This window comes from Agromyces sp. CCNWLW213 (assembly GCF_037199545.1).
Classification (GTDB): domain Bacteria; phylum Actinomycetota; class Actinomycetes; order Actinomycetales; family Microbacteriaceae; genus Agromyces.
On sequence record NZ_JBBBDX010000001.1, the window covers coordinates 234,129 to 255,457 of the forward strand.

At 70.4% G+C, this 21,329-nt stretch carries 22 protein-coding genes; 6 read left to right on the forward strand and 16 right to left on the reverse strand.

Translation table 11 applies throughout. The features are described 5' to 3' along the window. Positions 1-34: 34 nt before the first annotated feature. From WBQ80_RS01130 to ctaE, 6 genes are read right to left on the reverse strand one after another with little or no spacing between them, the layout of a single operon-like run. Positions 35-694, reverse strand: a complete 660-nt coding sequence (locus WBQ80_RS01130; protein WP_336570297.1) for a methyltransferase domain-containing protein — start codon at positions 692-694, stop codon at positions 35-37. Positions 695-714: 20 nt separating this feature from the next. Next, positions 715-1,569 (reverse strand): methyltransferase domain-containing protein, encoded by an 855-nt coding sequence (locus WBQ80_RS01135; RefSeq protein WP_336570296.1) that lies wholly within the window; start codon positions 1,567-1,569, stop codon positions 715-717. 31 nt (positions 1,570-1,600) lie between these two features. Then, complete coding sequence (gene qcrB / locus WBQ80_RS01140) at positions 1,601-3,208, reverse strand: cytochrome bc1 complex cytochrome b subunit (RefSeq protein WP_336570295.1); 1,608 nt, start codon at positions 3,206-3,208, stop codon at positions 1,601-1,603. Beyond that, on the reverse strand, positions 3,205-4,281 hold the full coding sequence (gene qcrA, locus WBQ80_RS01145; protein WP_336570294.1) for a cytochrome bc1 complex Rieske iron-sulfur subunit: 1,077 nt from the start codon (positions 4,279-4,281) through the stop codon (positions 3,205-3,207). Before qcrA ends, qcrB begins: the two co-directional genes overlap by 4 nt. 30 nt (positions 4,282-4,311) lie before the next feature. Further along, a complete protein-coding gene (qcrC, locus tag WBQ80_RS01150) occupies positions 4,312-5,103 on the reverse strand; it encodes a cytochrome bc1 complex diheme cytochrome c subunit (RefSeq protein WP_336570293.1) in 792 nt (263 codons plus the stop codon). 47 nt (positions 5,104-5,150) lie between these two features. Next, positions 5,151-5,783 carry an aa3-type cytochrome oxidase subunit III gene (gene ctaE, locus WBQ80_RS01155; protein ID WP_336570292.1) on the reverse strand — a complete coding sequence of 211 codons (633 nt, stop codon included), beginning with the start codon at positions 5,781-5,783 and terminating at the stop codon, positions 5,151-5,153. A gap of 135 nt (positions 5,784-5,918) precedes the next feature. Here ctaE and trpD point away from each other — a divergent pair, with 135 nt between their 5' ends. After that, positions 5,919-6,971, forward strand: coding sequence for an anthranilate phosphoribosyltransferase (gene trpD / locus WBQ80_RS01160; protein WP_336570291.1), 1,053 nt, complete (start codon positions 5,919-5,921; stop codon positions 6,969-6,971). A 113-nt stretch (positions 6,972-7,084) separates the two neighbouring features. Here the strand turns inward: trpD and glpK are convergent, their stop codons facing one another. Next, the gene (glpK, locus tag WBQ80_RS01165) at positions 7,085-8,599 is read right to left on the reverse strand and encodes a glycerol kinase GlpK (RefSeq protein ID WP_336570290.1); all 1,515 of its coding nucleotides are present in this window, start codon (positions 8,597-8,599) and stop codon (positions 7,085-7,087) included. Between the two features lie 120 nt (positions 8,600-8,719). Continuing rightward, positions 8,720-9,493: an MIP/aquaporin family protein gene (locus WBQ80_RS01170; protein WP_336570289.1), complete on the reverse strand. Its 774-nt coding sequence runs from the start codon at positions 9,491-9,493 to the stop codon at positions 8,720-8,722. A 223-nt stretch (positions 9,494-9,716) separates the two neighbouring features. Here WBQ80_RS01170 and dhaK point away from each other — a divergent pair, with 223 nt between their 5' ends. Genes dhaK through dhaM form a run of 3 tightly spaced genes read left to right on the forward strand, consistent with a single transcriptional unit; the run spans position 9,717 to position 12,085 of the window. Continuing rightward, positions 9,717-10,718 (forward strand): dihydroxyacetone kinase subunit DhaK, encoded by a 1,002-nt coding sequence (gene dhaK, locus WBQ80_RS01175; protein ID WP_336570288.1) that lies wholly within the window; start codon positions 9,717-9,719, stop codon positions 10,716-10,718. 10 nt (positions 10,719-10,728) lie between these two features. After that, positions 10,729-11,376 carry a dihydroxyacetone kinase subunit DhaL gene (dhaL, locus tag WBQ80_RS01180; protein WP_336570287.1) on the forward strand — a complete coding sequence of 216 codons (648 nt, stop codon included), beginning with the start codon at positions 10,729-10,731 and terminating at the stop codon, positions 11,374-11,376. Beyond that, on the forward strand, positions 11,369-12,085 hold the full coding sequence (dhaM, locus tag WBQ80_RS01185; RefSeq protein ID WP_336570286.1) for a dihydroxyacetone kinase phosphoryl donor subunit DhaM: 717 nt from the start codon (positions 11,369-11,371) through the stop codon (positions 12,083-12,085). Before dhaL ends, dhaM begins: the two co-directional genes overlap by 8 nt. Positions 12,086-12,127: 42 nt before the next feature. On the opposite strand, the gene WBQ80_RS01190 is transcribed toward dhaM, so the two are convergent. Both WBQ80_RS01190 and WBQ80_RS01195 read right to left on the reverse strand, forming a co-directional pair. Further along, positions 12,128-13,123: a hypothetical protein gene (locus WBQ80_RS01190; protein ID WP_336570285.1), complete on the reverse strand. Its 996-nt coding sequence runs from the start codon at positions 13,121-13,123 to the stop codon at positions 12,128-12,130. Beyond that, entirely contained in the window at positions 13,120-13,764 is a 645-nt protein-coding gene (locus WBQ80_RS01195) for a MerR family transcriptional regulator (RefSeq protein WP_336570284.1), read from the reverse strand. Before WBQ80_RS01195 ends, WBQ80_RS01190 begins: the two co-directional genes overlap by 4 nt. Before the next feature lie 86 nt (positions 13,765-13,850). On the opposite strand from WBQ80_RS01195, the gene WBQ80_RS01200 reads away from it, so the two are divergent. Then, entirely contained in the window at positions 13,851-14,186 is a 336-nt protein-coding gene (locus WBQ80_RS01200; RefSeq protein WP_336570283.1) for a hypothetical protein, read from the forward strand. 264 nt (positions 14,187-14,450) lie between these two features. Here WBQ80_RS01200 and WBQ80_RS01205 read toward each other — a convergent pair whose 3' ends face one another. From WBQ80_RS01205 to WBQ80_RS01230, 6 genes are read right to left on the reverse strand one after another with little or no spacing between them, the layout of a single operon-like run. Next, positions 14,451-15,014 carry a dihydrofolate reductase family protein gene (locus WBQ80_RS01205; protein ID WP_336570282.1) on the reverse strand — a complete coding sequence of 188 codons (564 nt, stop codon included), beginning with the start codon at positions 15,012-15,014 and terminating at the stop codon, positions 14,451-14,453. A gap of 9 nt (positions 15,015-15,023) precedes the next feature. Beyond that, the gene (locus WBQ80_RS01210; protein ID WP_336570281.1) at positions 15,024-15,470 is read right to left on the reverse strand and encodes an iron chaperone; all 447 of its coding nucleotides are present in this window, start codon (positions 15,468-15,470) and stop codon (positions 15,024-15,026) included. A gap of 49 nt (positions 15,471-15,519) precedes the next feature. Next, positions 15,520-17,904 carry an excinuclease ABC subunit UvrA gene (locus tag WBQ80_RS01215; RefSeq protein ID WP_336570280.1) on the reverse strand — a complete coding sequence of 795 codons (2,385 nt, stop codon included), beginning with the start codon at positions 17,902-17,904 and terminating at the stop codon, positions 15,520-15,522. Then, positions 17,901-18,317 (reverse strand): VOC family protein, encoded by a 417-nt coding sequence (locus WBQ80_RS01220; protein ID WP_336570279.1) that lies wholly within the window; start codon positions 18,315-18,317, stop codon positions 17,901-17,903. Before WBQ80_RS01220 ends, WBQ80_RS01215 begins: the two co-directional genes overlap by 4 nt. 10 nt (positions 18,318-18,327) lie before the next feature. Next, positions 18,328-18,771, reverse strand: a complete 444-nt coding sequence (locus WBQ80_RS01225) for a helix-turn-helix transcriptional regulator (RefSeq protein WP_336570278.1) — start codon at positions 18,769-18,771, stop codon at positions 18,328-18,330. A gap of 57 nt (positions 18,772-18,828) precedes the next feature. Further along, positions 18,829-20,454: a RecQ family ATP-dependent DNA helicase gene (locus WBQ80_RS01230; RefSeq protein WP_336570277.1), complete on the reverse strand. Its 1,626-nt coding sequence runs from the start codon at positions 20,452-20,454 to the stop codon at positions 18,829-18,831. Between the two features lie 246 nt (positions 20,455-20,700). Here WBQ80_RS01230 and WBQ80_RS01235 point away from each other — a divergent pair, with 246 nt between their 5' ends. Beyond that, entirely contained in the window at positions 20,701-21,309 is a 609-nt protein-coding gene (locus WBQ80_RS01235; protein ID WP_336570276.1) for an HdeD family acid-resistance protein, read from the forward strand. Positions 21,310-21,329 lie beyond the last annotated feature (20 nt).

A 21,329-nucleotide genomic window follows, 5' to 3' on the forward strand; every position in this document is an offset into this window, starting at 1 on the left:
GATCGGCCGGGGCGTCGTGCGTTGCCGGGCGCGCTCAGCGCATCCGGAGCGCCCCGACCGTCGACCAGGCGAGTCCGCGCTGGTCGCGGACGATGGCGAACCCCTGTCCGCGCACCGCGTCGAGCATCGCCTCCGGCCGGTGGATGTAGGCCCGAAAGCCTCGGAGGGACTCGCGGCGCAACCGGTTCTCGAGTGCCACTCGCGCCCGGGTGAACCAGTTCCGCCTCGGATGGCTGTACGCGAGCGTGCGCTTCGCCCGACCCGCCGCGGCCGCGAGCAGTCGTTCCGCGTCGGGGTAGCAGCAGACCACGCGGTTGAGCACGACGATGTCCGCGGAGTCCACCGCCACGGGATCCGTGGCCACGTCGACGCCGACCAGCCGCGTGACGCGATCCTGGACGCCTGCGGCGGTGAGCAGGCGCGTCGCGTCGGCTTCGTACTCGTGCGAGAGCTCGAGGTTCACGGTCCGGGCCGCGCCACGCGCGAGCAGCTCCAACTGCAGCTCGCCCACCCCGCCGCCGATCTCCAGGACGGTCGCCCCCTCGATGCCGCTGTCGACGAGGAACTCCAGCAGGCGGCGTTCGACGCCGGACGGACCGCGTGCGCCGTAGCGGCGCGCGACGCGCGCGGCGAAGCGTCGATCGAAGACGGCGTCGTAGGCGTCGGGGTTCGGTGGACCGCAGCACGGCTCCATGCCGACAGTATGGGCTCGAATCAGTTCCGCCGGAAGAGGAGCACGTCGACCGAGACGGTGACGTCGAGCCCGACGTCGCCCTTCGCGTGGTCGAGGTCGGCCCGGTGGTGCGCCGAGGGCCCCATGTCCATGGTCGCCCGCACCTGGTCGGCGTCGAGCGACACCGGATACTCGACCGGGGTCCGCGACACGGCCGCGAAGCCGGCACCAGCGAACTGGGCGGTCACCTGTTCGGCTTTCCCGGTGGGGATGTCGAGCAGGCCGCCGAGCGAGCGCAGCTCCGCCAGGTGACGGTCCGTCGGAACGACGATCACCAGGAGGCCGTCACGGCGCAGGATGCGCGCGAACTCCGCCGCGTTCCTCGGGGCGAACACGTTGATCGCCAGGTCGGCGGCGTCGTCGCGGATCGGGAGCGGGCGCCAGAGGTCGACGACCACGCCGGTCGCGCCGGGCAGCGTGCGAACGGCCATCCGGACGGCAGCGGGGGAGCGGTCCACGAGGAGGAGGGCCGCAGGCGCGAAACGCCTCGCGAGGCCCGCAGCGTAGTAGCCCGTGCCGCATCCGAGATCGACGATCCTCAGGGCGCCGGAATCGTCGTCATGATCGGAGGCGGGGGAGCGGCCCGTGGCCGCCGCATCGCCGACGGCCCGGACGATGGGGTCGTACACGCCGGAGCCGAGCAGTCGCGAGCGCGCCTCGAGCATGTCGCGGCTGTCGCCCACGGTGTGCGGTGCACGCGGGGGAAGGAGCGTCAGGGTGCCGTACTTCGACGCGTCGAATCGGTGACCCTCGGCGCACCCCAGGACGCGGACATCGACGGTCGAGAGCGGCTCCATGCAGTTCGGGCACCGGAGCCACGTCGAATCGATCGACATGGTCCGGTGCCCGATGGTACTGCGGTCGAGATCAGTGGTGCGACGAGTGGTGAGCCGCCTCCAGCTCGCCCTTCGTCACCGGCGCGATGCGGTCCTCGAAGAACCACCGCGACATGCCGGCGCGGAGACGCTGGCCGACCGTGATCTTGCCCCGGTCGTTCGGCCGCAGCATGAGCGGCTCGTACGCCTCGTAGCTCACGAGCCGCCAGCGCTCGTACTCGTCGAGCGGCTGGTGGACCTCGATGAACTCGCCGCCCGGCAGCTTGACGATGCGTCCGGACTCGTAGCCGTGGAGCACGATCTCGCGGTCCTTCTTCTGGAGCGCGATGCACACGCGCTTGGTGACGAAGTAGGCGATGATCGGCCCGACGAAGAGCGAGACCTGCAGCGCGTTGATCACGCCCTCCATCGTGAGCATGAAGTGCGTCGCGATGATGTCGGAGGCCGCTGCCGCCCAGAGGACCGCGTAGAAGGTCACGCCCGCAGCGCCGATGGCCGTACGGGTCGGCGCGTTGCGCGGACGCTCGGCGATGTGGTGCTCGCGCTTGTCGCCCGTGACCCACGCCTCGATGAACGGGTAGATGAGCACGGTCACGATGAACAGTCCGAGCACCGTCACCGGGACGAGGATGTTGAACGACCAGGTGCGGTCGAACAGCACGAACTCCCAGCCCGGCGGCACGAGGCGCAGCGCGCCATCGGCGAAGCCGATGTACCAGTCCGGCTGCGTACCGGCGGAGACCGGCGACGGGTCGTACGGGCCGTAGTTCCAGATCGGGTTGATGGTGAACATCGACGCGATCAGCGCCAGCACGCCGAACACGATGAAGAAGAAGCCGCCGGCTTTCGCGGCGTAGATGGGCAGGATGGGCGGGCCCACGGCGTTCTGCTGGGTGCGTCCCGGCGCGGCGTAGTGCGTGTGCTTGTGCACGACCACGTACAGCAGGTGGACCGCGATGAGACCGAGCAGGATCACCGGCAGGATCAGGATGTGCAGCGTGTAGAGGCGGCCCACGATCGCGGTGCCCGGGAACTCGCCGCCGAACAGCAGGAACGAGGTCCAGGTGCCGATGAGCGGGAAGCCCTTGATCATGCCGTCGATGATGCGGAGGCCGTTGCCCGAGAGCAGGTCGTCGGGGAGGGAGTACCCCGTGAAGCCCTCGCCCATGGCGAGGATGAACATCACGAATCCGATGACCCAGTTGAACTCGCGCGGCTTGCGGAACGCACCCGTGAAGAAGATGCGCAGCATGTGGAGGCCGATGGATGCGACGAACAGCAGCGCGGCCCAGTGGTGCATCTGGCGCACGAAGAGCCCGCCGCGCACGTCGAACGAGATGTCGAGCGTGGAGGCCATCGCGACCGACATCTCGACGCCCTTGAGCGGGACGTAGGACCCCTCGTACTCGACCTCGGCCATGGAGGCCTGGAAGAAGAAGGTCAGGAACGTGCCCGTGATCAGGATGACCAGGAAGCTGAAGAGCGCGATCTCACCCAGTAGGAACGACCAGTGGTCGGGGAATGCCTTGCGGCCGAGCGTGTGAACGAACGGCGAGAGGCTGAGGCGCTGGTCGACGTAGTTCGACGCGGCACCCGTGACGGAGCGGCGCTGCGGCGCCTGGGTGGTTGCGGTGCTCAATTGCGCTCCCAGAAACTCGGGCCGACGGGTTCGGTGAAGTCGCTCTGTGCCACGAGGTAGCCCTCGTCGTCGACCGCGATCGGCAGCTGCGGCAGTGGCCGCGCAGCCGGTCCGAAGATGACCTCGCAGTGGTTCGCCACGTCGAACTGCGACTGGTGGCAGGGGCAGAGCAGGTGGTGCGTGTGCTGCTCGTACAGTGCGACGGGGCAGCCCACGTGGGTGCAGATCTTGGAGTACGCGACGATGCCGTCGTACGACCAGGACGCGCGCTCCTCGGTCTCGTTGAGTTCCTCGGGGTTGAGCCGCATGAGGAGGACGGCGGCCTTCGCCTTCTCTTCGAGCCGGCCGTGGTGCATCTCGGACAGGCCCTCGGGGATGACGTGGAACGCGCTGCCGATCGTGACGTCCGACGCCCGGATCGGGACGCCCGACGGGTCGAGGGTGAGTCGCGTGCCGGCCTTCCACATGGTGTGGCTGAGGAGCTCGACGGGGTTCTCGTCCTGCGGGGCGAGACCGCGGAACAGCACGACGGCGGGAAGCGGGAAGACCAGCAGCGCTCCGATGAGGCTGTTGCGGATGACCGAGCGGCGGGTGAAGCCGGACTCTCGGTCCGCATCCTGGAAGACCTGGATCGCGCCTTCGCGGGCGACGGGGTTGCCGCCGATCGGGTGCCGCTCGTCGGCCAGCTCGACGTCGGCCATGAGCGACTTGGCCCAGTGGACGGCGCCGAAGCCGATGCCGAGCAGGGCGAGCGTGGCACCCAGGCCGATGAACATGTTGTTCAGGCGGACGTCGCCGACGTTGTTGCCCTCGATCGGGAAGAGCATGTACGCCGCGATCGCCCAGACGCTGCCGAGGATCGACAGGTAGAAGAGCGTATAGACGGTGCGCTGTGCGCGCTGCTCCTTCTTCGGGTCCTCGTCGGTGACGCGCGGGCGGTGCGGCGGGAAGCCGGGGTTCTCGAACGCGTCCGTCGGGATGAGTGCGGTGCCCGTCTTGACGGCGGGAACGTGCGCGGCGTGCGACGAGTCGGCAGCGGCGATCTCAGTGCCGCTGTGGTCGTCCTGTGCCATGGTTCTCCTTCTTCGCTTCTTCGGTCGGCCCTAGTTGGACTTCGCCGTGATCCACACGGTGATCGCGACGATGGCGCCGAGACCGAAGATCCAGATGAACAGGCCCTCCGCGACCGGACCGAGCGAGCCGAGCTCGAACCCGCCGGGTGAACGGTTGTCCTGCACGTACTGCAGGTACGTGATGATGTCGCGCTTGTCCTCGGGCGTGATGTTCAGGTCGTTGAACACCGGCATGTTCTGCGGGCCCGTGACCATGGCCTCGTAGATGTGGACGCCCGAGACATCCGTGAGCGGGGGAGCGTACTTGCCCTCGGTGAGGGCACCGCCCGCGCCGGCCACGTTGTGGCACATGGCGCAGTTGATGCGGAACAGCTCGGCACCGTTGGCCGCGTCGCCGCCGCCGTTCACGAGGCTGTCGGCGGGGATGTCGGGGCCCGGGCCGAGCGAGCCGACGTAGTAGGCCAGCTGCTTGACCTGCTCGTCGGTGAACTGCGGCGGCTTCACCTGCGCCTGCGGGCCCTGCATCTGCATGGGCATGCGGCCGGTGCCGACCTGGAAGTCGACCGACGCCGCACCGACGCCGATGAGGCTCGGTCCCTCCGAGGTGCCCTGCGCCTCGAGCCCGTGGCACGTGGCGCAGTTCGCCTGGAACAGCTTCTCGCCCTCCTCGATCGTCTCCTGCGACGTGGGGGAGGGCTCGGCCTGCGCCGTGGTCGTGCTGAAGGCGGCGTACGCGCCGCCGGTGAACACGAGGCCGAGGGCGAGCAGCGCGGCGGTGGCGAGCGGATGCCGGCGACCGGTGCGTCGCTTCGAGCGGGTCATTGATCTCTTCCTGTTCGCGGGCATTGCGGGGTCGTTCGTCTCGGCGGTCATCTGAGGACGTAGATGACGAGGAACAGGCCGATCCAGACCACGTCGACGAAGTGCCAGTAGTACGACACGACGATGGCGCTCGTCGCCTCGCGGTGGCCGAAGTTCTTCACGGCGAAGGTGCGGCCGATCACGAACAGGAAGGCGAGCAGGCCGCCGGTGACGTGGAGGCCGTGGAAGCCGGTCGTGAGGTAGAAGGCCGAGCCGTACGCGTTCGAGTCGAGGGCGATGCCCTCGGAGACGAGCTGCGCGTACTCCCAGACCTGGCCGGCGACGAAGATCGCGCCCATGGCATAGGTGAGGAAGAACCACTCGACCATGCCCCACTGGGTGGGCTTCCACCCCGTTCGGTAGGGCTGGCTGCGCTCCGCCGCGAACACGCCGAACTGGCAGGTGAACGACGACGCCACGAGGATGATCGTGTTCGTCAGGGCGAACGGGAAGTTCAGGCGACCCGCTTCGAACTCCCACAGCTCGGGGGAGGTCGAACGGAGGGTGAAGTAGATCGCGAACAGCCCCGCGAAGAACATCACCTCGCTTCCGAGCCACACGATCGTGCCGACCGCAACGGTGTTCGGACGCTTGATCACGGGCGCGCTCGCCTGATACGTCAATGAGGTGCTCGTCACCATCCCATTATGGCTGATTCGGAGGCGAGATTTTCGACGTCACGGCGTGCTCGCAGCATGATCCGCGATGTCGAACCGAGGTCGAGCCTTCCGTCGGGCCGTGAATCCGCCGTGAATCCACGCGGATAGGATCGATCCATGTCCGCGATGCAGAACTGGCCGGCCGTCCTGAACGCCCTTCTCGAGGGCGAGGATCTGAGCGTGTCGGATGCCGCGTGGTGCATGGAGCAGGTCATGACCGGTGCCGCGACCGAGGCGCAGCTGGCCGCATTCCTCGTGGCGCTGCGGTTGAAGGGCGAGACCGTCGACGAGATCGTCGGCTTCCGCGACGCCATCCTGGAGCATGCGGTGCAGCTGCCCGCCGACTCGATGGCCCTCGACATCGTGGGCACGGGCGGCGACCGCTTCGGCACGGTCAACGTCTCCACGATGGCCTCCGTCGTCTGCGCGGCGGCCGGCGTGCCGGTCATCAAGCACGGGAACAAGGCGGCCAGCTCCGCGTCCGGCTCGTCCGACGTGCTGGGCGCGCTCGGCATCGACCTCTCGCTCTCGGCGCAGCGCGTCGCCGAGGTGCTCGATCGGGCCGGGATCACCTTCGCGTTCGCCGCGGCGTTCCACCCCGGCTTCCGCCACGCGGGCGCCGTGCGCTCGCAGCTCGGGATCCCCACCGTCTTCAACTTCCTCGGCCCGCTGTGCAACCCCGCCCGGCCCGAGGCGTCGGCCGTCGGCGTGGCCCAGCTCGACCGGGTGCCGCTCATCGTGGGCGTGTTCCAGACACGCGGGGCGACCGCGCTCGTCTTCCGCGGCGACGACGGGCTCGACGAGCTCACCACGACCGGGCACAGCCACATCTGGGAGATCTCGCGCGGGACCGTCAAGGAGCACGACCTCGACCCGCGCGAGCTCGGGATCCCGCGGACCGGGATCGAGCAGCTGAAGGGCGGCGACGCGCAGCACAATGCCGCGGTCGTGCACGAGGTCTTCGCGGGTTCGCGCGGGCCGATCCGCGACATCGTCGTGCTGAACGCCGCGGCCGGTCTGGTCTCGTACGAGCTGGCCAACGACCCGTCGCAGATGCAGCGGACGATCCTCGAACGCTTCCACGAGAAGATGGCGGTCGCCGAGGGCGCGATCGACAGTGGCGCCGCGGCGCGCAAGCTCGCCGACTGGATCGCGGCCACGCGCGAGTAGGCGATGCCGACGGAGGCTCGCAGGCGCGCCGCGTCGACCGGGCCACGGGTCGCGACAGGACGACGGGGCCCCGCCGAAGCGGGACCCCGTCGTCATGTCGCAGGCGGATCCGGTCAGCGGACGTCCTCGTCGACCCAGTCGAACGTCTTCGTGACCGCCTTCTTCCACAGCCGGAGTTGGCGCTCGCGCTCCTCGGGTTCCATCTTGGGCTCCCAGCGTCGGTCCTCCTGCCAGTTGGCTCGGAGCTCGTCGAGGTCCGACCAGAACCCGACCGCGAGGCCGGCGGCGTACGCGGCGCCGAGGGCGGTGGTCTCGGCGACGACCGGACGGATGACCGGCACGCCGAGGATGTCGGCCTGGAACTGCATGAGCGTGTCGTTCGCGATCATGCCGCCGTCGACCCTGAGGTCGGCGAGGTCGACTCCCGAGTCCGCGTTGACCGCGTCGAGCACCTCGCGCGTCTGGAACGCCGTGGCCTCCAGCGCCGCCCGGGCGATGTGGCCCTTGTTCACGTAGCGCGTGAGGCCGACGAGCGCGCCGCGCGCGTCCGGCCGCCAGTACGGCGCGAACAGGCCCGAGAACGCCGGCACGAAGTAGGCGCCGCCGTTGTCGTCCACCGTCTTCGCGAGCTCCTCGATCTCCGGTGCGCTCGAGATGAGACCGAGGTTGTCGCGCAGCCACTGCACGAGCGACCCGGTCACGGCGATCGCTCCCTCGAGCGCGTAGTGCGCCGGCTGGTCGCCCAGCTTGTACCCGAGCGTGGTGAGCAGGCCGTTCTGCGAGTGCACGATCTCGGTGTCGGTGTTGAAGATGAGGAAGTTGCCCGTGCCGTAGGTGTTCTTCGACTCGCCCTTGTCGAACGCGGCCTGGCCGAACGTCGCCGCCTGCTGGTCGCCGAGGATGCCCGCGACCGGGACCTCGCGGAGCAGGCTCGAGGGCTCGACCGTCCCGTACACCTCCGACGAGGAGCGGATCTCCGGCATCATCGACCGCGGCACGCCGAAGGTCTGGAGGATGTCGTCCCGCCACGAGAGCGTCTCGAGGTCCATGAACATGGTGCGGCTCGCGTTCGTGACATCCGTCGCGTGCACACCGCCCTCGGTGCCGCCGGTGAGGTTCCACAGGACCCAGCAGTCGGTGGTGCCGAACAGGAGGTCGCCGGCCTCGGCCTTCTCGCGCGCGCCCTCGACGTTCTCGAGGATCCAGACGATCTTCGTGCCCGAGAAGTACGTCGCGAGCGGCAGCCCGACGTCCTGCTTGAACCGCTCGACGCCGCCGTCGGCCGCGAGCCGGTCGACGATGGGCTGCGTGCGGGTGTCCTGCCAGACGATCGCGTTGTAGACCGGCTCGCCCGTGTTCTTGTCCCACACCACCGCGGTCTCGCGCTGGTTGGTGATGCCCACGGCGGCGATGTCGTGGCGGGTGAGGTCGGCCTTGCCGAGCGCCTGCCCGATGACCTCGCGCGTGTTGCGCCAGATCTCCATCGGGTCGTGCTCGACCCAGCCGGCCTTGGGGAAGATCTGCTCGTGCTCGAGCTGCCCCGTCGCGACGATCGAGCCCTTCTTGTCGAAGATGATCGCCCGCGAGCTGGTGGTGCCCTGGTCGATCGCCAGGATGTAGTCGGCCATGTCGGATTCGTACCTCTCTGTACCGTTGTGGTGCGTTGTTTCGATCGCGCGGGTCGAACGCCGCGCGCGGGTCCGCGGGACGTGCGGAGGGGCCGGTCGGCGACCGGCCCCTCCGCAGCGTCAGCCGAGGACGGGAAGGGCGAAGATGGCCGCCCAGCCGGCGAGGACGCCGCCGATGATCGGGCCGACCACCGGGATCCAGGAGTAGCCCCAGTCGGAGCCGCCCTTGCCCCGGATGGGAAGGACCGCGTGCGCGATGCGCGGCCCGAGGTCGCGGGCCGGGTTGATCGCGTACCCGGTCGGGCCACCGAGCGAGGCGCCGATGCCGACCACGAGGAGGGCCACGGGAAGAGCGCCGAGGGCTGCCAGGCCCGACGCGTCGCCGTTGCGTCCGAAGCCGATCACGACGAACACCAGCACGAACGTGCCGATGATCTCGGTGACCAGGTTCCAGGCGGTGGAGCGGATCGCCGGTCCGGTGGAGAAGACGCCGAGCTTGGCAGCGGGCTCGGGCTCCTCGTCGAAGTGCTGCTTGTAGGCGAGCCAGCAGATCACCGCGCCGAGGAACGCGCCGATCATCTGCGCGGCGATGTAGGTGAGCACGCTGAGCGGACCGACCTCGACGGTCGTGCCCAAGGCGGCGTTGCCGAACTCGGTCGCTCCGTTGGCGACGAGCCCGAGCGTGACGGCCGGGTTGATGTGGGCGCCGGAGGCGTAGGCGACGATGACACCCGCGAAGACGGCGATGCCCCAGCCGAAGTTCACCAAGAGGAACCCGCCCCCGAAGCCCTTGGTCTTCGTCAGGGCGACGTTCGCCACGACACCGCAACCGAGGAGCAGCAGCATCGCCGTGCCCACCAGTTCGGCGAGGAACAACACACCGAGATTGTCCACGTTGACCTTCCATCCTTTCGCCGTGCCCCGACGGGCCGCGCCCGGGGGCGGAACTGCGCCCACCCTACTCGCGGGCCGGACAAGCGGGGAAGGGCTTCCGCCTTTTCCGTCGAAGCCCTTTCACGCGTGCCGTCGGCGGGGGTAGCTTGACGGGGGAGTGCTGCGTCGACGCGGACGGGCGAGGGGCTCGGTGCGTGCGCAGCCGAGGGGAAAGGGACGCTTCGTGAAGAAGATCATCAACGACCCGAAGCGCGTCGTCGACGAGTCCGTCGCCGGATTCGCGCTCGCGCACGCCGACCTCGTCACGGTCGCGACCGACCCGATCCACGTGATGCGCGCCGACGCGCCCGTGCAGGGCAAGGTCGGCATCGTCTCGGGCGGAGGCAGCGGCCACGAGCCGCTGCACGCCGGCTACGTCGGCCATGGCATGCTCGACGCCGCGGTGCCCGGCGCGGTGTTCACCTCGCCGACGCCCGACCCGATCCTCAACGCCACGAAGGCCGTCGACGGCGGCAAGGGCGTGCTCCACATCGTCAAGAACTACACGGGCGACGTCCTGAACTTCGAGACGGCGGCCGACCTCGCGGCGGCCGACGGGATCGAGGTGCGCGCGGTCGTCACCAACGACGACGTGGCGGTGAAGGACTCCCTCTACACCGCCGGTCGCCGCGGAGTGGCCGGGACGGTGCTCGTCGAGAAGATCGCGGGAGCGGCCGCGGAGCGCGGCGACTCGCTCGACCAGGTGGCCGAGATCGCCGAGCGCGTGAACGCGAACGCGCGGTCGATGGGCATGGCGCTGACGCCCTGCACGGTTCCCCACGCGGGCGAGCCGAGCTTCACCCTGGCCGAGGATGAGGTCGAGATCGGCATCGGCATCCACGGCGAGCCCGGGCGTGAGCGCATCAAGATCGAGCCCGCCGACTCGCTCGTCGACCGACTGATCACGCCCGTGATCGAGGACCTCCCCTTCTCGTCGGGCGATCGCGTCCTGCTGTTCGTCAACGGCATGGGCGGCACCCCGCAGGTCGAGCTCTACCTCGCGTACCGCCGGGCCGCCGAGGTGCTCGAGGAGCGCGGCATCCGCATCGAGCGCTCGCTCGTCGGCAACTACATCACCGCCCTCGAGATGCAGGGGTTCTCGATCACGCTGCTGAAGCTCGACGACGAGATGATCGGGCTGTGGGACGCTCCCGTGCACACCGCGGCGCTGCGGTGGGGCCGGTAGGGGGCGCGGGGTGGGACTCGACATCACCTGGGCGGTCGACTGGGTCCGACGCAGCGCCGAGTCCATGGCGGAGCACCGCGTCGAGCTCATCACCCTCGACCGGGAGATCGGCGACGGCGACCACGGCGAGAACATGGACCGCGGGTTCCAGGCCGTGCTGCCCAAGCTCGACGACCTCCCGGCGGGTTCGACGCCGTCGGACGTGCTGAAGCTGCTCGCGACGACGCTGATCTCGACCGTGGGCGGCGCCGCCGGACCGCTCTACGGTACGGCCTACCTCAAGGCGTCCGGCGCGGTCGGCGGCGAGGTGTCCCTCGATTCCGCCGCGGTCGTGCGGCTCCTCGAGTCGGGGCGGGACGGCATCGTGCTGCGCGGCAAGGCCGAGCTCGGTGACAAGACGATGGTCGACGCGTGGTCGCCGGCCGTGGAGGCGGCGCGTGCGGCGGCCGATTCCGGTGCGAGCGCGGCCGAGACCCTGCAGGCTGCAGCGGATGCCGCGGCGGCCGGCGCGGTGGCGACCGAACCCCTCGTGGCTCGCAAGGGCCGCGCGAGCTACCTCGGCGAACGCTCGGCCGGGCATCGGGATCCGGGCGCGCAGTCGACCGCCTACCTGCTCGCGGCCGCGGCCGCGGCCGCATCCAACGGGACCAGTGCCTGAGCCGGCGACGACCGAGCGGGTCGGCGTCGTGTTCGTCTCCCATTCGGAGCGACTCGCCGCCGGACTCGTCGAGCTCGCCCGGCAGATGGCGCCCACGGTGCGCCTGGAGGCGGCCGGAGGCACCGACGACGGACGAATCGGCACGAGCTTCGAGAAGGTGACCTCGGCGATCGGGGCCGCGGACGGCGGCGCCGGGGTGGTCGTCCTCTGCGATCTCGGCTCGGCCATCATGACGGCCGACACGGCGCTCGAGTTCCTCGACGACGACCAGCGCGGCCGGGTGCGGATCGCCGATGCCCCGCTCGTCGAGGGCGGCGTCGCGGCCTCCGTCGCCGCCGAGTCGGGGGAGGGCCTCGATGCGGTGGTCCGGGCCGCCGAGGCCGCCGGCGGTGCGGGCCGGACGCCGGACGGAGCGTCCGTCGGGCCGGCCGGTGGTCCGGAGCCCCAGCCGGCGCGGATCGTCCGTCGGGTCACGCTGACCAATGCGGACGGCCTGCACGCGCGACCGGCGGCGGAACTCGTGAAGCTCGCGAGCTCGTTCCCGCAGCGCGTGACGGTCAACGGCATCGACGCCAAGAGCCTCCTGTCGATCATGGGGCTGGGCCTGACCAAGGGCGCCGAGGTGGAGATCGCATCGGACGACCCCGAGGGGGCCGCGGCGGTGGACGCGATCGTCGCCCTCGCCGAGTCGGGATTCGGCGAGCACTGACCCGGCTGCCGCGACCGAGTGGTCGCGGCATGCGAACGGGGATCAGGCCACGACGCCGCGGCTCACCGCCCGCATGCGGGCCGCGCCGCGAGCGAGCACCGTCGCCCCGGCAAGGACGGCAACGGACCACGTCGCCGTCGTCGCGACGGCGATCGGCCCGCTCGGCGACACGATCGACTCGCCCATGAGGGCCTGCGACGTCACGATCGCGGTCGTCGCAGCGGCGAGGACGGTCGCGATGACGACGAACCCGAATCGAACGCGCACGTCCGCGAGCACCGCGACCCGGCGCGCCGCCCACTCGAGCGCCATGACGAAGAGGATGAGGACCTGCAGCGCGTGCATGCCCACGAAGTGGGGAATGCGAAGGTCGCCGGCGACGGTGCTCCAGCCGAGCACGGGCAGGCCCGGGCCGCCGTCGGCCACGCCGACGGCGTGCGCGCCGGCGATGCCTCGGAAGTCGGCCATCTGGGCCGCCGTGGGACTCGTCATGAGGAACGCCAGGGCCATTCCGCCGAGGGCCAGGATCGACCCCGCCCGGATGGCGAGGCTGCGCGCCGCGTCGCCGAGCGGTGCTCGGAGGAGCGCGAACGCCACGACGAGCGTCGCCACCCACACCACCACGATCGAGATCGCCATGACCGACCAGGCCGTCGCCGCGAGCGGCGTCGAGACGTTGAAGTGGCTCCGCGTCCCCGTCGCGACCGCGCCGACGATGACGACCATCTCGACGACGAGCGCGATCGCGCTGATCGTGCCGGCCCACCACGACGCACGGCGGAGGCGACCCCGCGTCAGGCCGATGAGCCAGGCGAGCGTGACCGCGTAGATCGCGATCGAGAGCGAGAACTTCAACGGCTTGGCCCAGATGGGCTGGCCGAGGAGCGTCCGGTCGTCGCCGACGAGGCCGACGATGCTCCCGACGGCCAGGGCGATCATCACGGCGGCGAGGGCGAGCAGCGGGCGGTGCGCGGCGGCGTCCGCTGGTCGGGCCGGTGCAGCCGGCTCGCGCCGCTCGGGTGCTCCGGTCGTGGTCATGGCGTCCTCCTCGTGCGTCGGAGCTCGTCGGCCGACTCGGGCTGGTAGCGCATGGTGGAGACGTGCTCCTGCGCCGCGCGTCGGACGGCGGCGAACAGCGCATCGCCCAGCGCGGTGCCGACGACGACCGTCTCAGCCTTCTCGTCGCGCGTCGCGCGGCGCTCGACCATGTCGAGGTCGGCCTCGGCGACGGCGAGCGCCGCCTCGACGTACCGGCGGTACCAGTCGTCGGCATCCCGCTGGCCGACGGAGTCGAACGCGCGGAGCACTGCCGCGACCGCGGTGCGTCCCGGGTTCTCGGGGTGGATGGCGAAGTCGGCCAGCAGCGCGTCGGCGCGTTCGAGCGCCGCGGCGTCGACGTCGCGCTCGTCGATGCGAACGGATGCCGCGCGCTGTGCGACGCCGAAGACGTGGGGGAGCGGCAGGTCGGAGTCGATCGCTCCGATGACCTCGCGCGCGGTCGCCACGTCGAGCCCTCCGGGCCCGAGCAAGGCGCGGATGAGGCGGATGCGACGCGCATGCTCCTCGTCGTATTGCGCCTGGTTCGGGCTCGTCCGCAGTCCGGGCGGCAGCAGCCCTTCGCGAAGGTAGTACTTCACGGTCGCGATGGGGGTCCCCGTGATCCGGCTGAGCTCCGACATCCGCATATCGATAGTATAGCTATCGATAGTGGAACTGTCCATATTCGGTCTCGCCCGGGGCCCGTGCGGGGGAGTACCATCGCGCCATGGCACGCGACGAAGCGGGCCCAGACACTCGAAACGCGTTCACGCGATTCTTCGACCGCGTGGACCGGGTGATGACCCCGGCGTTCGAGTCGCCCATGGTGGCCCAGGAAGATCCCGACGATCGCAGTACGTCGGGGGAGAAGCCGTGTCCGCTGTGCGGACACCCGATGTTCGAGCACTACATCGACGAGTCCACGCCGAACGTGCTGCTCGAATGCCCGACCGACGAGCGCTTGCCGGAGCCCGCTGCCAGCGGTCCGCTCAATGAATTCGGCATGCCGGCGAGCGATGAGCGCCTCGAGAGGATGCGGCGACGCGCCGAGAAACGCGCGTAGCCGATGCATGGTGAAGCGACTGCACGATGCGGTCGCTTCAGGGAATCGCGTGCGACTTCGAGCCCGGCGGCAGAGAAGGTGCCGAGACCGGGCAATCTCCTGGTGAGACGCCTCGGGGGATCGGCCGCTGCCGCGGGCGAACGCACCCGTGGCCGCCGAACCGACATAATGTGCATTATCGGCCTACAGCCGGAACAGCGGACGGGTGCGATCCCGACAGACCGCGGCCCGACGTCTGGTCCTCGACGCGATCCGTCGCGCCGATCAGCGCCTCGTCTCGTACCTCGCCAGCCGCACCCCGTGAGGAAACGTCCGGGTCTCGACCAGTTCGAGGTTCACCCGGTCGTCGAGTGCCGCGAAGAACGGCGTGCCGCCGCCCACCAGCACCGGCGCCGTGACCAGCACGTACTCGTCGATCAGTCCGGCTCGCATGGCCGCCGCGGCGAGCGTGGCGCCGGCGATGTCCATGCGCCCGCCGTCCTCGGCCTTGAGCCGGGTGATCTCGTCGACGGCGTCGCCGGAGACCAGGCGGGCGTTCCAGTCGACGGCGCGGACCGTCGAGGAGAACACGACCTTCGGCATGGCGCGCCAGCGGCGGGCGAACTCGATCTCCGCCGGGGTGGCGCCCGGCTGCCGGTCGGCGCTCGGCCAGTGGGCGCTCATGCCCTCCCAGACTCTCCGTCCGTACAGCGCGAGGCCCGCCGAGCCCACGCGGTCCGACCACCACTGGAACAGCTCGTCGCTCGGGACGCCCCAGCCGAGGTCGTCGCCGGGCGCGGCGACGTAGCCGTCCAGGCTGACGTTCATGCCGAAGGAGAGTCTCCGCATGTCGTCGGCCTATCCGCGGGCCGCCCGCGTCACGAGCTCCACGATGGTCGCCTCCGCCCGCGGGGTGAGCTCGGTCAGGGCGAACGTCGTCGGCCACATCTCGCCGTCGTCGAGCATCGCCGTGTCGTTGAATCCGAACGTCGCATAGCGCGAGTCGAACTTCGACGCGGCCTGGAAGAAGCAGAGCACCTTGCCGTCCTTCGCGTACGCCGGCATGCCGTACCAGGTCTTCGGGGCGAGCTCCGGCGCGGCCTCGGTGATCAGCGCATGCAGGCGTTCGGCCATCGCTCGGTCCGCGTCGCCCATCTCGGCGATCTTCTCGAGCACGTCCGCGGTGCCGTCCTTCTTCTTCTTCTTCCCGCGGACCTCCCTGGCCCGCTCCTTCATCGCAGCGCGCTCCGCGTCGGTGAATCCCTCGACGTCCTCGTCGCGTGCCGCCTTCTTCGCCTCGGCCATGGTCGGCTCCCTTCGGTTCGTGGTTCGGGTCGGTCGATGAGTACGGAGGTCACGCGCCGACGTAGTCGGCGAGGTGCTGGCCAGTCAGCGTCGGCCGCTCCGCGACCAGGTCGGCGGGCGTGCCCTGGAACACGACGCGTCCGCCGTCGTGGCCGGCGCCGGGACCGAGGTCGATGATCCAGTCGGCGTGCGCCATGACGGCCTGGTGGTGCTCGATGACGACGACGGACCTGCCGGACTCGACCAGCCGGTCGAGCAGGCCGAGCAACTGCTCGACGTCGGCGAGGTGCAGGCCCGTGGTGGGCTCGTCGAGCACGTAGACCTCGCCCTTCTCCCCCATGTGCGACGCCAGCTTCAGGCGCTGCCGCTCGCCGCCCGACAGCGTCGTCAGCGGCTGTCCCAGGGCGATGTAGCCGAGTCCCACGTCGGCCAGCCGCTTCAGGATCGCGTGGGCTGCGGGCAGGCGGGCCTCGCCGGCCCCGAAGAACTCCTCGGCCTCCGACACGGGCATCCCGAGCACCTGGCTGATGTCGCGTCCGCCGAGGCGGTACTCGAGCACCGATGCGTCGAAGCGGCGGCCCTCGCAGACCTCGCACGTGCTGGCGACGCTCGCCATCGGACCGAGGTCGGTGTAGACGACGCCGGCGCCGTTGCAGTTCGGGCACGCCCCCTCCGAGTTGGCGCTGAAGAGCGCGGGCTTGACCCCGTTCGCCTTGGCAAACGCTTTCCGAATCGGTTCCAGGAGGCCGGTGTACGTCGCGGGGTTGCTCCGACGCGAGCCGCGGATCGCGGCCTGGTCGATCGACACGACGCCGTCCCGTCCGGCGACGGACCCGTGGATGAGCGAGCTCTTGCCCGACCCGGCGACGCCGGTGACGACGGTGAGGACGCCCAGCGGGATGTCGACGTCGACGTCCTGCAGGTTGTTCTCGGACGCGCCGCGCACCTCGAGGACCCCGGTGGGCTGCCGCGTGGACGGCTTGAGGCTGGCCCGGTCGTCCAGGTGCCGGCCCGTCAGCGTGCCGCTCCCCCGCAACCCCTCGACGGTGCCCTCGAAGACCACCTCTCCCCCGGCCGACCCGGCTCCGGGGCCGAGATCGACGACGTGATCGGCGATCGCGATCGCCTCGGGCTTGTGCTCGACCACGAGCACGGTGTTCCCCTTGTCGCGGAGCTGCAGGAGGAGGCGGTTCATGCGCTGGATGTCGTGCGGGTGCAGGCCGACCGTGGGCTCGTCGAACACGTACGTGACATCCGTCAGCGACGAACCCAGGTGACGGATCATCTTGGTGCGCTGCGCCTCGCCTCCCGAGAGCGTGCCCGAGGGGCGCTCCAGCGAGAGATAGCCGAGGCCGACGTCGACGAACGAGTCGAGGATCTGCCGCAGCGTCGCCAGAAGGGGTGCCACCGTCGGCTCGTCGAGGGCCCGGACCCACCCGGCGAGGTCGCTGATCTGCATGGCGCACGCGTCGGCGATGCTGATGCCGGCGACCTTCGACGACCGGGCGCCCTCGTTGAGGCGCGTGCCGCCGCAGTCGGGGCACGGAGTGAACGTCACGGCGCGCTCGACGAACGCCCGGATGTGCGGCTGCATCGCATCGCGGTCCTTCGAGAGGAACGACTTCTGGATCTTGGGGATCAGCCCCTCGTAGGTCATGTTCATGGACTGCAGCCGGACCTTGGTCGGCTCCTTGTGCAGGAAGTCGTGGAGCTCGGCCTCGGAGTAGTCGCGGATGGGCTTGTCCGGGTCGAGGAACCCCGACTCGCTGAAGATGCGCACCATCCATCCGTCGACGCTGTACCCGGGCACGGTGAGCGCGCCCGCCGCGAGCGACTTGCGCTCGTCGTACAGCTGGGACACGTCGATGTCGGAGACGGTGCCCATGCCCTCGCAGCGCGGGCACATGCCGCCGAGCTGGCTGAACTCGGCGGTCACCGCCTTGCCGTCGCCGCGGTCGACGGTGATCGATCCGCTCCCCCGCACCGTCGGGATGTTGAACGAGAACGCCTGCGGCGAGCCGAGGTGCGGCTGTCCCAGCCGGCTGAACAGGATCCGCAGCATGGCGTTCGCGTCGGTCACGGTGCCGACGGTCGAGCGCGCGTTGGCGCCCATGCGCTCCTGGTCGACGAGGATGGCGGTGGTGAGTCCGTCGAGCACGTCGACGTCCGGCCGCGCCAGCGAGGGCATGAAGCCCTGCACGAAGGCGCTGTAGGTCTCGTTGATCATCCGCTGCGACTCGGCCGCGATGGTGTCGAACACGAGCGAGCTCTTGCCCGACCCCGAGACGCCCGTGAACACCGTCAGTCGGCGCTTCGGGATCTCGACGTCGACATCCTTCAGGTTGTTCTCCCGGGCGCCCTGCACCCGGATCAGGTCGTGCCGGTCGGCGGGGTGCCCGTTCACGGGCGGGCGCTCGGTGGAGGTGGTCGTCATGCGCTGGCGGGCTCCTGGATGCGGATCATGTTGCCGGCGGGGTCGCGGAACGCGCAGTCGCGCACGCCGTAGGGCTGGTCGATGGGCTCCTGGGCGACCTCGGCGCCCGTGGCCGCCACCTGCTCGAAGACGCCGTCGACGTCCGGAGTCGCGAGGACGAGGCTCGCGTAGGTGCCCTTGGCCATCATCTCGGCGATCGTCCGCCGCTCCTCGTCGGTCACGCCGGGGTCGGCGGCCGGCGGGTGGAGCACGACCGACGTGCCGGGCTGCCCGGCGGGCCCGACGGTGATCCACCGCATGCCCTCGTACCCGACGTCGTTCCGCACCTCGAACCCGAGCGTGTCCCGGTAGAACGCGAGCGACGCATCGGGATCCGTGTGCGGCAGGAACGTGTACTGAATCGTGATGTCCATGACCGCCACGCTACTGCCGGCCGGTGCGCGCGGCTTCTCGATTCCTGACCGGCCTGGCGACCCGCTTGGCGAGCACGGACGGCACCCCCTCGAGCGGATGCATCGCCGTGCGCCGGTACGAGCTCGGCGACACGCCGACGAGTTCGGTGAAGCGCGTGCTGAACGTGCCGAGCGACGAGCATCCGACGGCGAAGCAGACGTCGGTCACGCTGAGGTCGCCGCGCCGGAGGAGCGCCATCGCGCGCTCGATCCGGCGCGTCATCAGGTACGAGTAGGGCGACTCGCCGTAGGCGCGCCGGAACTCCCGGCTCAGGTGCCCGGCCGACATGTTGACCGACCGCGCGAGCGCGTCGACGTCGAGGGGCTGCGCGTAGTCGCGATCCATGCGGTCGCGCACCCGGCGGAGTCGTGCGAGGTCTCGCAGGCGCTGGTCGTCGGCCGGACTGCTGCTCACCTGCGCGATGCTGCCACTTCGCGATGTCGGTGTCCAGCGCCGCGGTGCCGAGCCGGGTCAGCGGGCGGTGAGGAGTCCGGCGTTCCGCACGGCGTCGAGCGAGAGCACACGGTATCCCTCCTCGTCGAAGAAGACGGTCACCCGATCCGACTCGACGCTCATGACGCGGCCGTCGCCCCACTCGCGATGCCGCACGGGCTGGTCCGGTCGGTACTCCGCGTCGACCGCCTCGGTCCGCACGAGCGCGGAGCCGCTGTCGCACGTGTCGCAGTTCCCGCACGGCTCGGCGACCTCGGCGCCGAAGTACTCGAGCAGGTACGCGCGACGGCAGCGCGTCGTCTCGGCGTAGCCACGGATCATGGCGAGCCTCGACTCGTCGACGCGCCGACGACGGTCGACCATCTCGTCGACGAGCGCGAGCGCCGCGGTGGGCCCGAGCGGGTCGCGCAGCACGGTCCCCTGCTCGACCGAGCCCGCGGCATCCGCCTCGACCAGGATGTTGAGGATCGCCGTGACGGCTCGCGTCGGAAGGTCGAGGTCCTTCGCGAGCCCGCGCGCCGTCTGCGGGCCGTCGGCGGCGGCGAGCGCCGCGACGACCGCACGCACGCGCTCCTCCTTCGGACGCCCCGACGCGAAGAACGCGCGCAGCCCCAGGTCCTCGGCGCGGTAGTGGAGCGTGGCTCGGGCCGGCCGGCCGTCGCGGCCGCTTCGGCCGACCTCCTGGTAGTACGCGTCGAGCGACTCCGTGATGTCCCCGTGCACGATGAACCGCACGCCGGGCTTGTCCACTCCCATGCCGAAGGCGCTCGTCGCCACGACGACGTCGAACCGGTCGGCGAGGAAGGCCTCGTGCACCTCGCGGCGGACCCGTCCGGTGAGCCCGCCATGGTACGCGGCGGCTCGCCGGCCGAGTTCCCGGAACCGCTCGGCGAGGCGCTCCGTGTCGGCGCGGGTGGCGACGTAGACGAGCCCGGGCGCGTCGGCCGACAGCACCGTGTCGACGACCGACTGCTCCTTCGCCTCGGCGTCCTCATGGCGCACGACGTCGAGGTGGATGTTCGGCCGATCGAACCCGCCGACGAGCACGCGCGGATCCCGCATCCCGAGGCGCTCGACGATCTCCTCGCGCACCGGGGCGGATCCGGTCGCCGTGAGCGCGACGACGCGCGGGCGCCCGAGCGCCTCGATCGCCGAGCCGAGCCGGAGGTAGTCCGGACGGAAGTCGTGGCCCCACGACGACACGCAATGCGCCTCGTCGACGACGAAGAGCGACACCCCGAGGCCTCCGAGCTCCTCGAGCACCTCGGGCTTCGCGAGTTGCTCGGGAGCCAGGAAGACGAACTCGGCGTCGCCGGAGGCGATCGATTCCCAGGCGCGGGCGTTGTCGCCGTCGCTGCGGGACGAATTGACCGCGACCGCCGAACCCTCCCCGGTGGCGCGCTCGAGGTGGCGCACCTGGTCGGCCTGCAGGGCGATGAGCGGGGAGACGACCAGGGTGGGCCCGTCGAGCAGGTGTGCGGCGACCTGGTAGACGGCCGACTTGCCGTAGCCGGTCGGCATCACGACGAGGACGTCGCGGCCCTCCGCGACGGCCTCGATCGCCTCCTCCTGTCCGGGCTTGAGCTGCGTCCAGCCGAATCGCTCCCTGGCGACCCGGTGCATCCTGTCCGTCGTTCGGCTCACGCGACTCCCTCTCTGCACGAAGCTCCCAGTCTGGCCCATGTGATCACGCCGCGCGGGGGCTTGTGCACGAGCTCGCCGGACCTGCTGCGGTCGCGTGGGAGCGGACCGGCGGCGGGGCCGCACGGGGACGTCCGGCGGGCGGCGACACGCCGAGCCCGACCCGGTTCCCTCCGAGATTCCGGCGAATCGCGGGCATACGCTGACCCCGAGCACGCCACCCCGGGCGTGCCGGAAGGAGTCGTCGCCATGTCCTCCCCGCAGTCCAGCAGCACCTTCAGCGCGTTCGCGTTCGATTCGGCCGACCTGACGAGATCGGCCGTGAACACGATCCGCGTCACGCTCGGCATCACGGGCGTCCTCGCGCTCATCGCCGGCATCTTCATCACGTTCTGGCCCAAGAACTCGGCGATCGTGCTCACCGTGATGATCGGCATCTACTTCCTGATCGCGGGCCTGGCCTACGTGGGCCTCGGGATCTTCTCGAAGGGCCTCTCGGGCGGGGCGAGGGCGCTGGACATCATCCTCGGCGTCCTGTTCGTGATCGGCGGCATCCTGATGCTGTCGAGCCCGAGCGAGAGTGCCGTCGTGCTCGGCATCTTCCTCGGGGTGCTCGTCGGCATCCTCTGGATCATCGAGGGCGCGGTCGCGCTCGCGCAGGCCGGCAGTTCGTCGTCGAAGGGCTGGTCCATCTTCTTCGGCCTGCTCAGCGTGATCGCGGGCATCGTGCTGCTGTTCTCGCCGCTCTGGGGCGCCGCGATCCTGTTCTGGGTGACCGGCATCTCGCTCATCGTGCTCGGGGTCATCCAGATCGTGCGCGCGTTCACCTTCGGTCGCGGGCTTCAGCTCTCGGCCTGAGTCGGGCTGCTCGCGGGCGG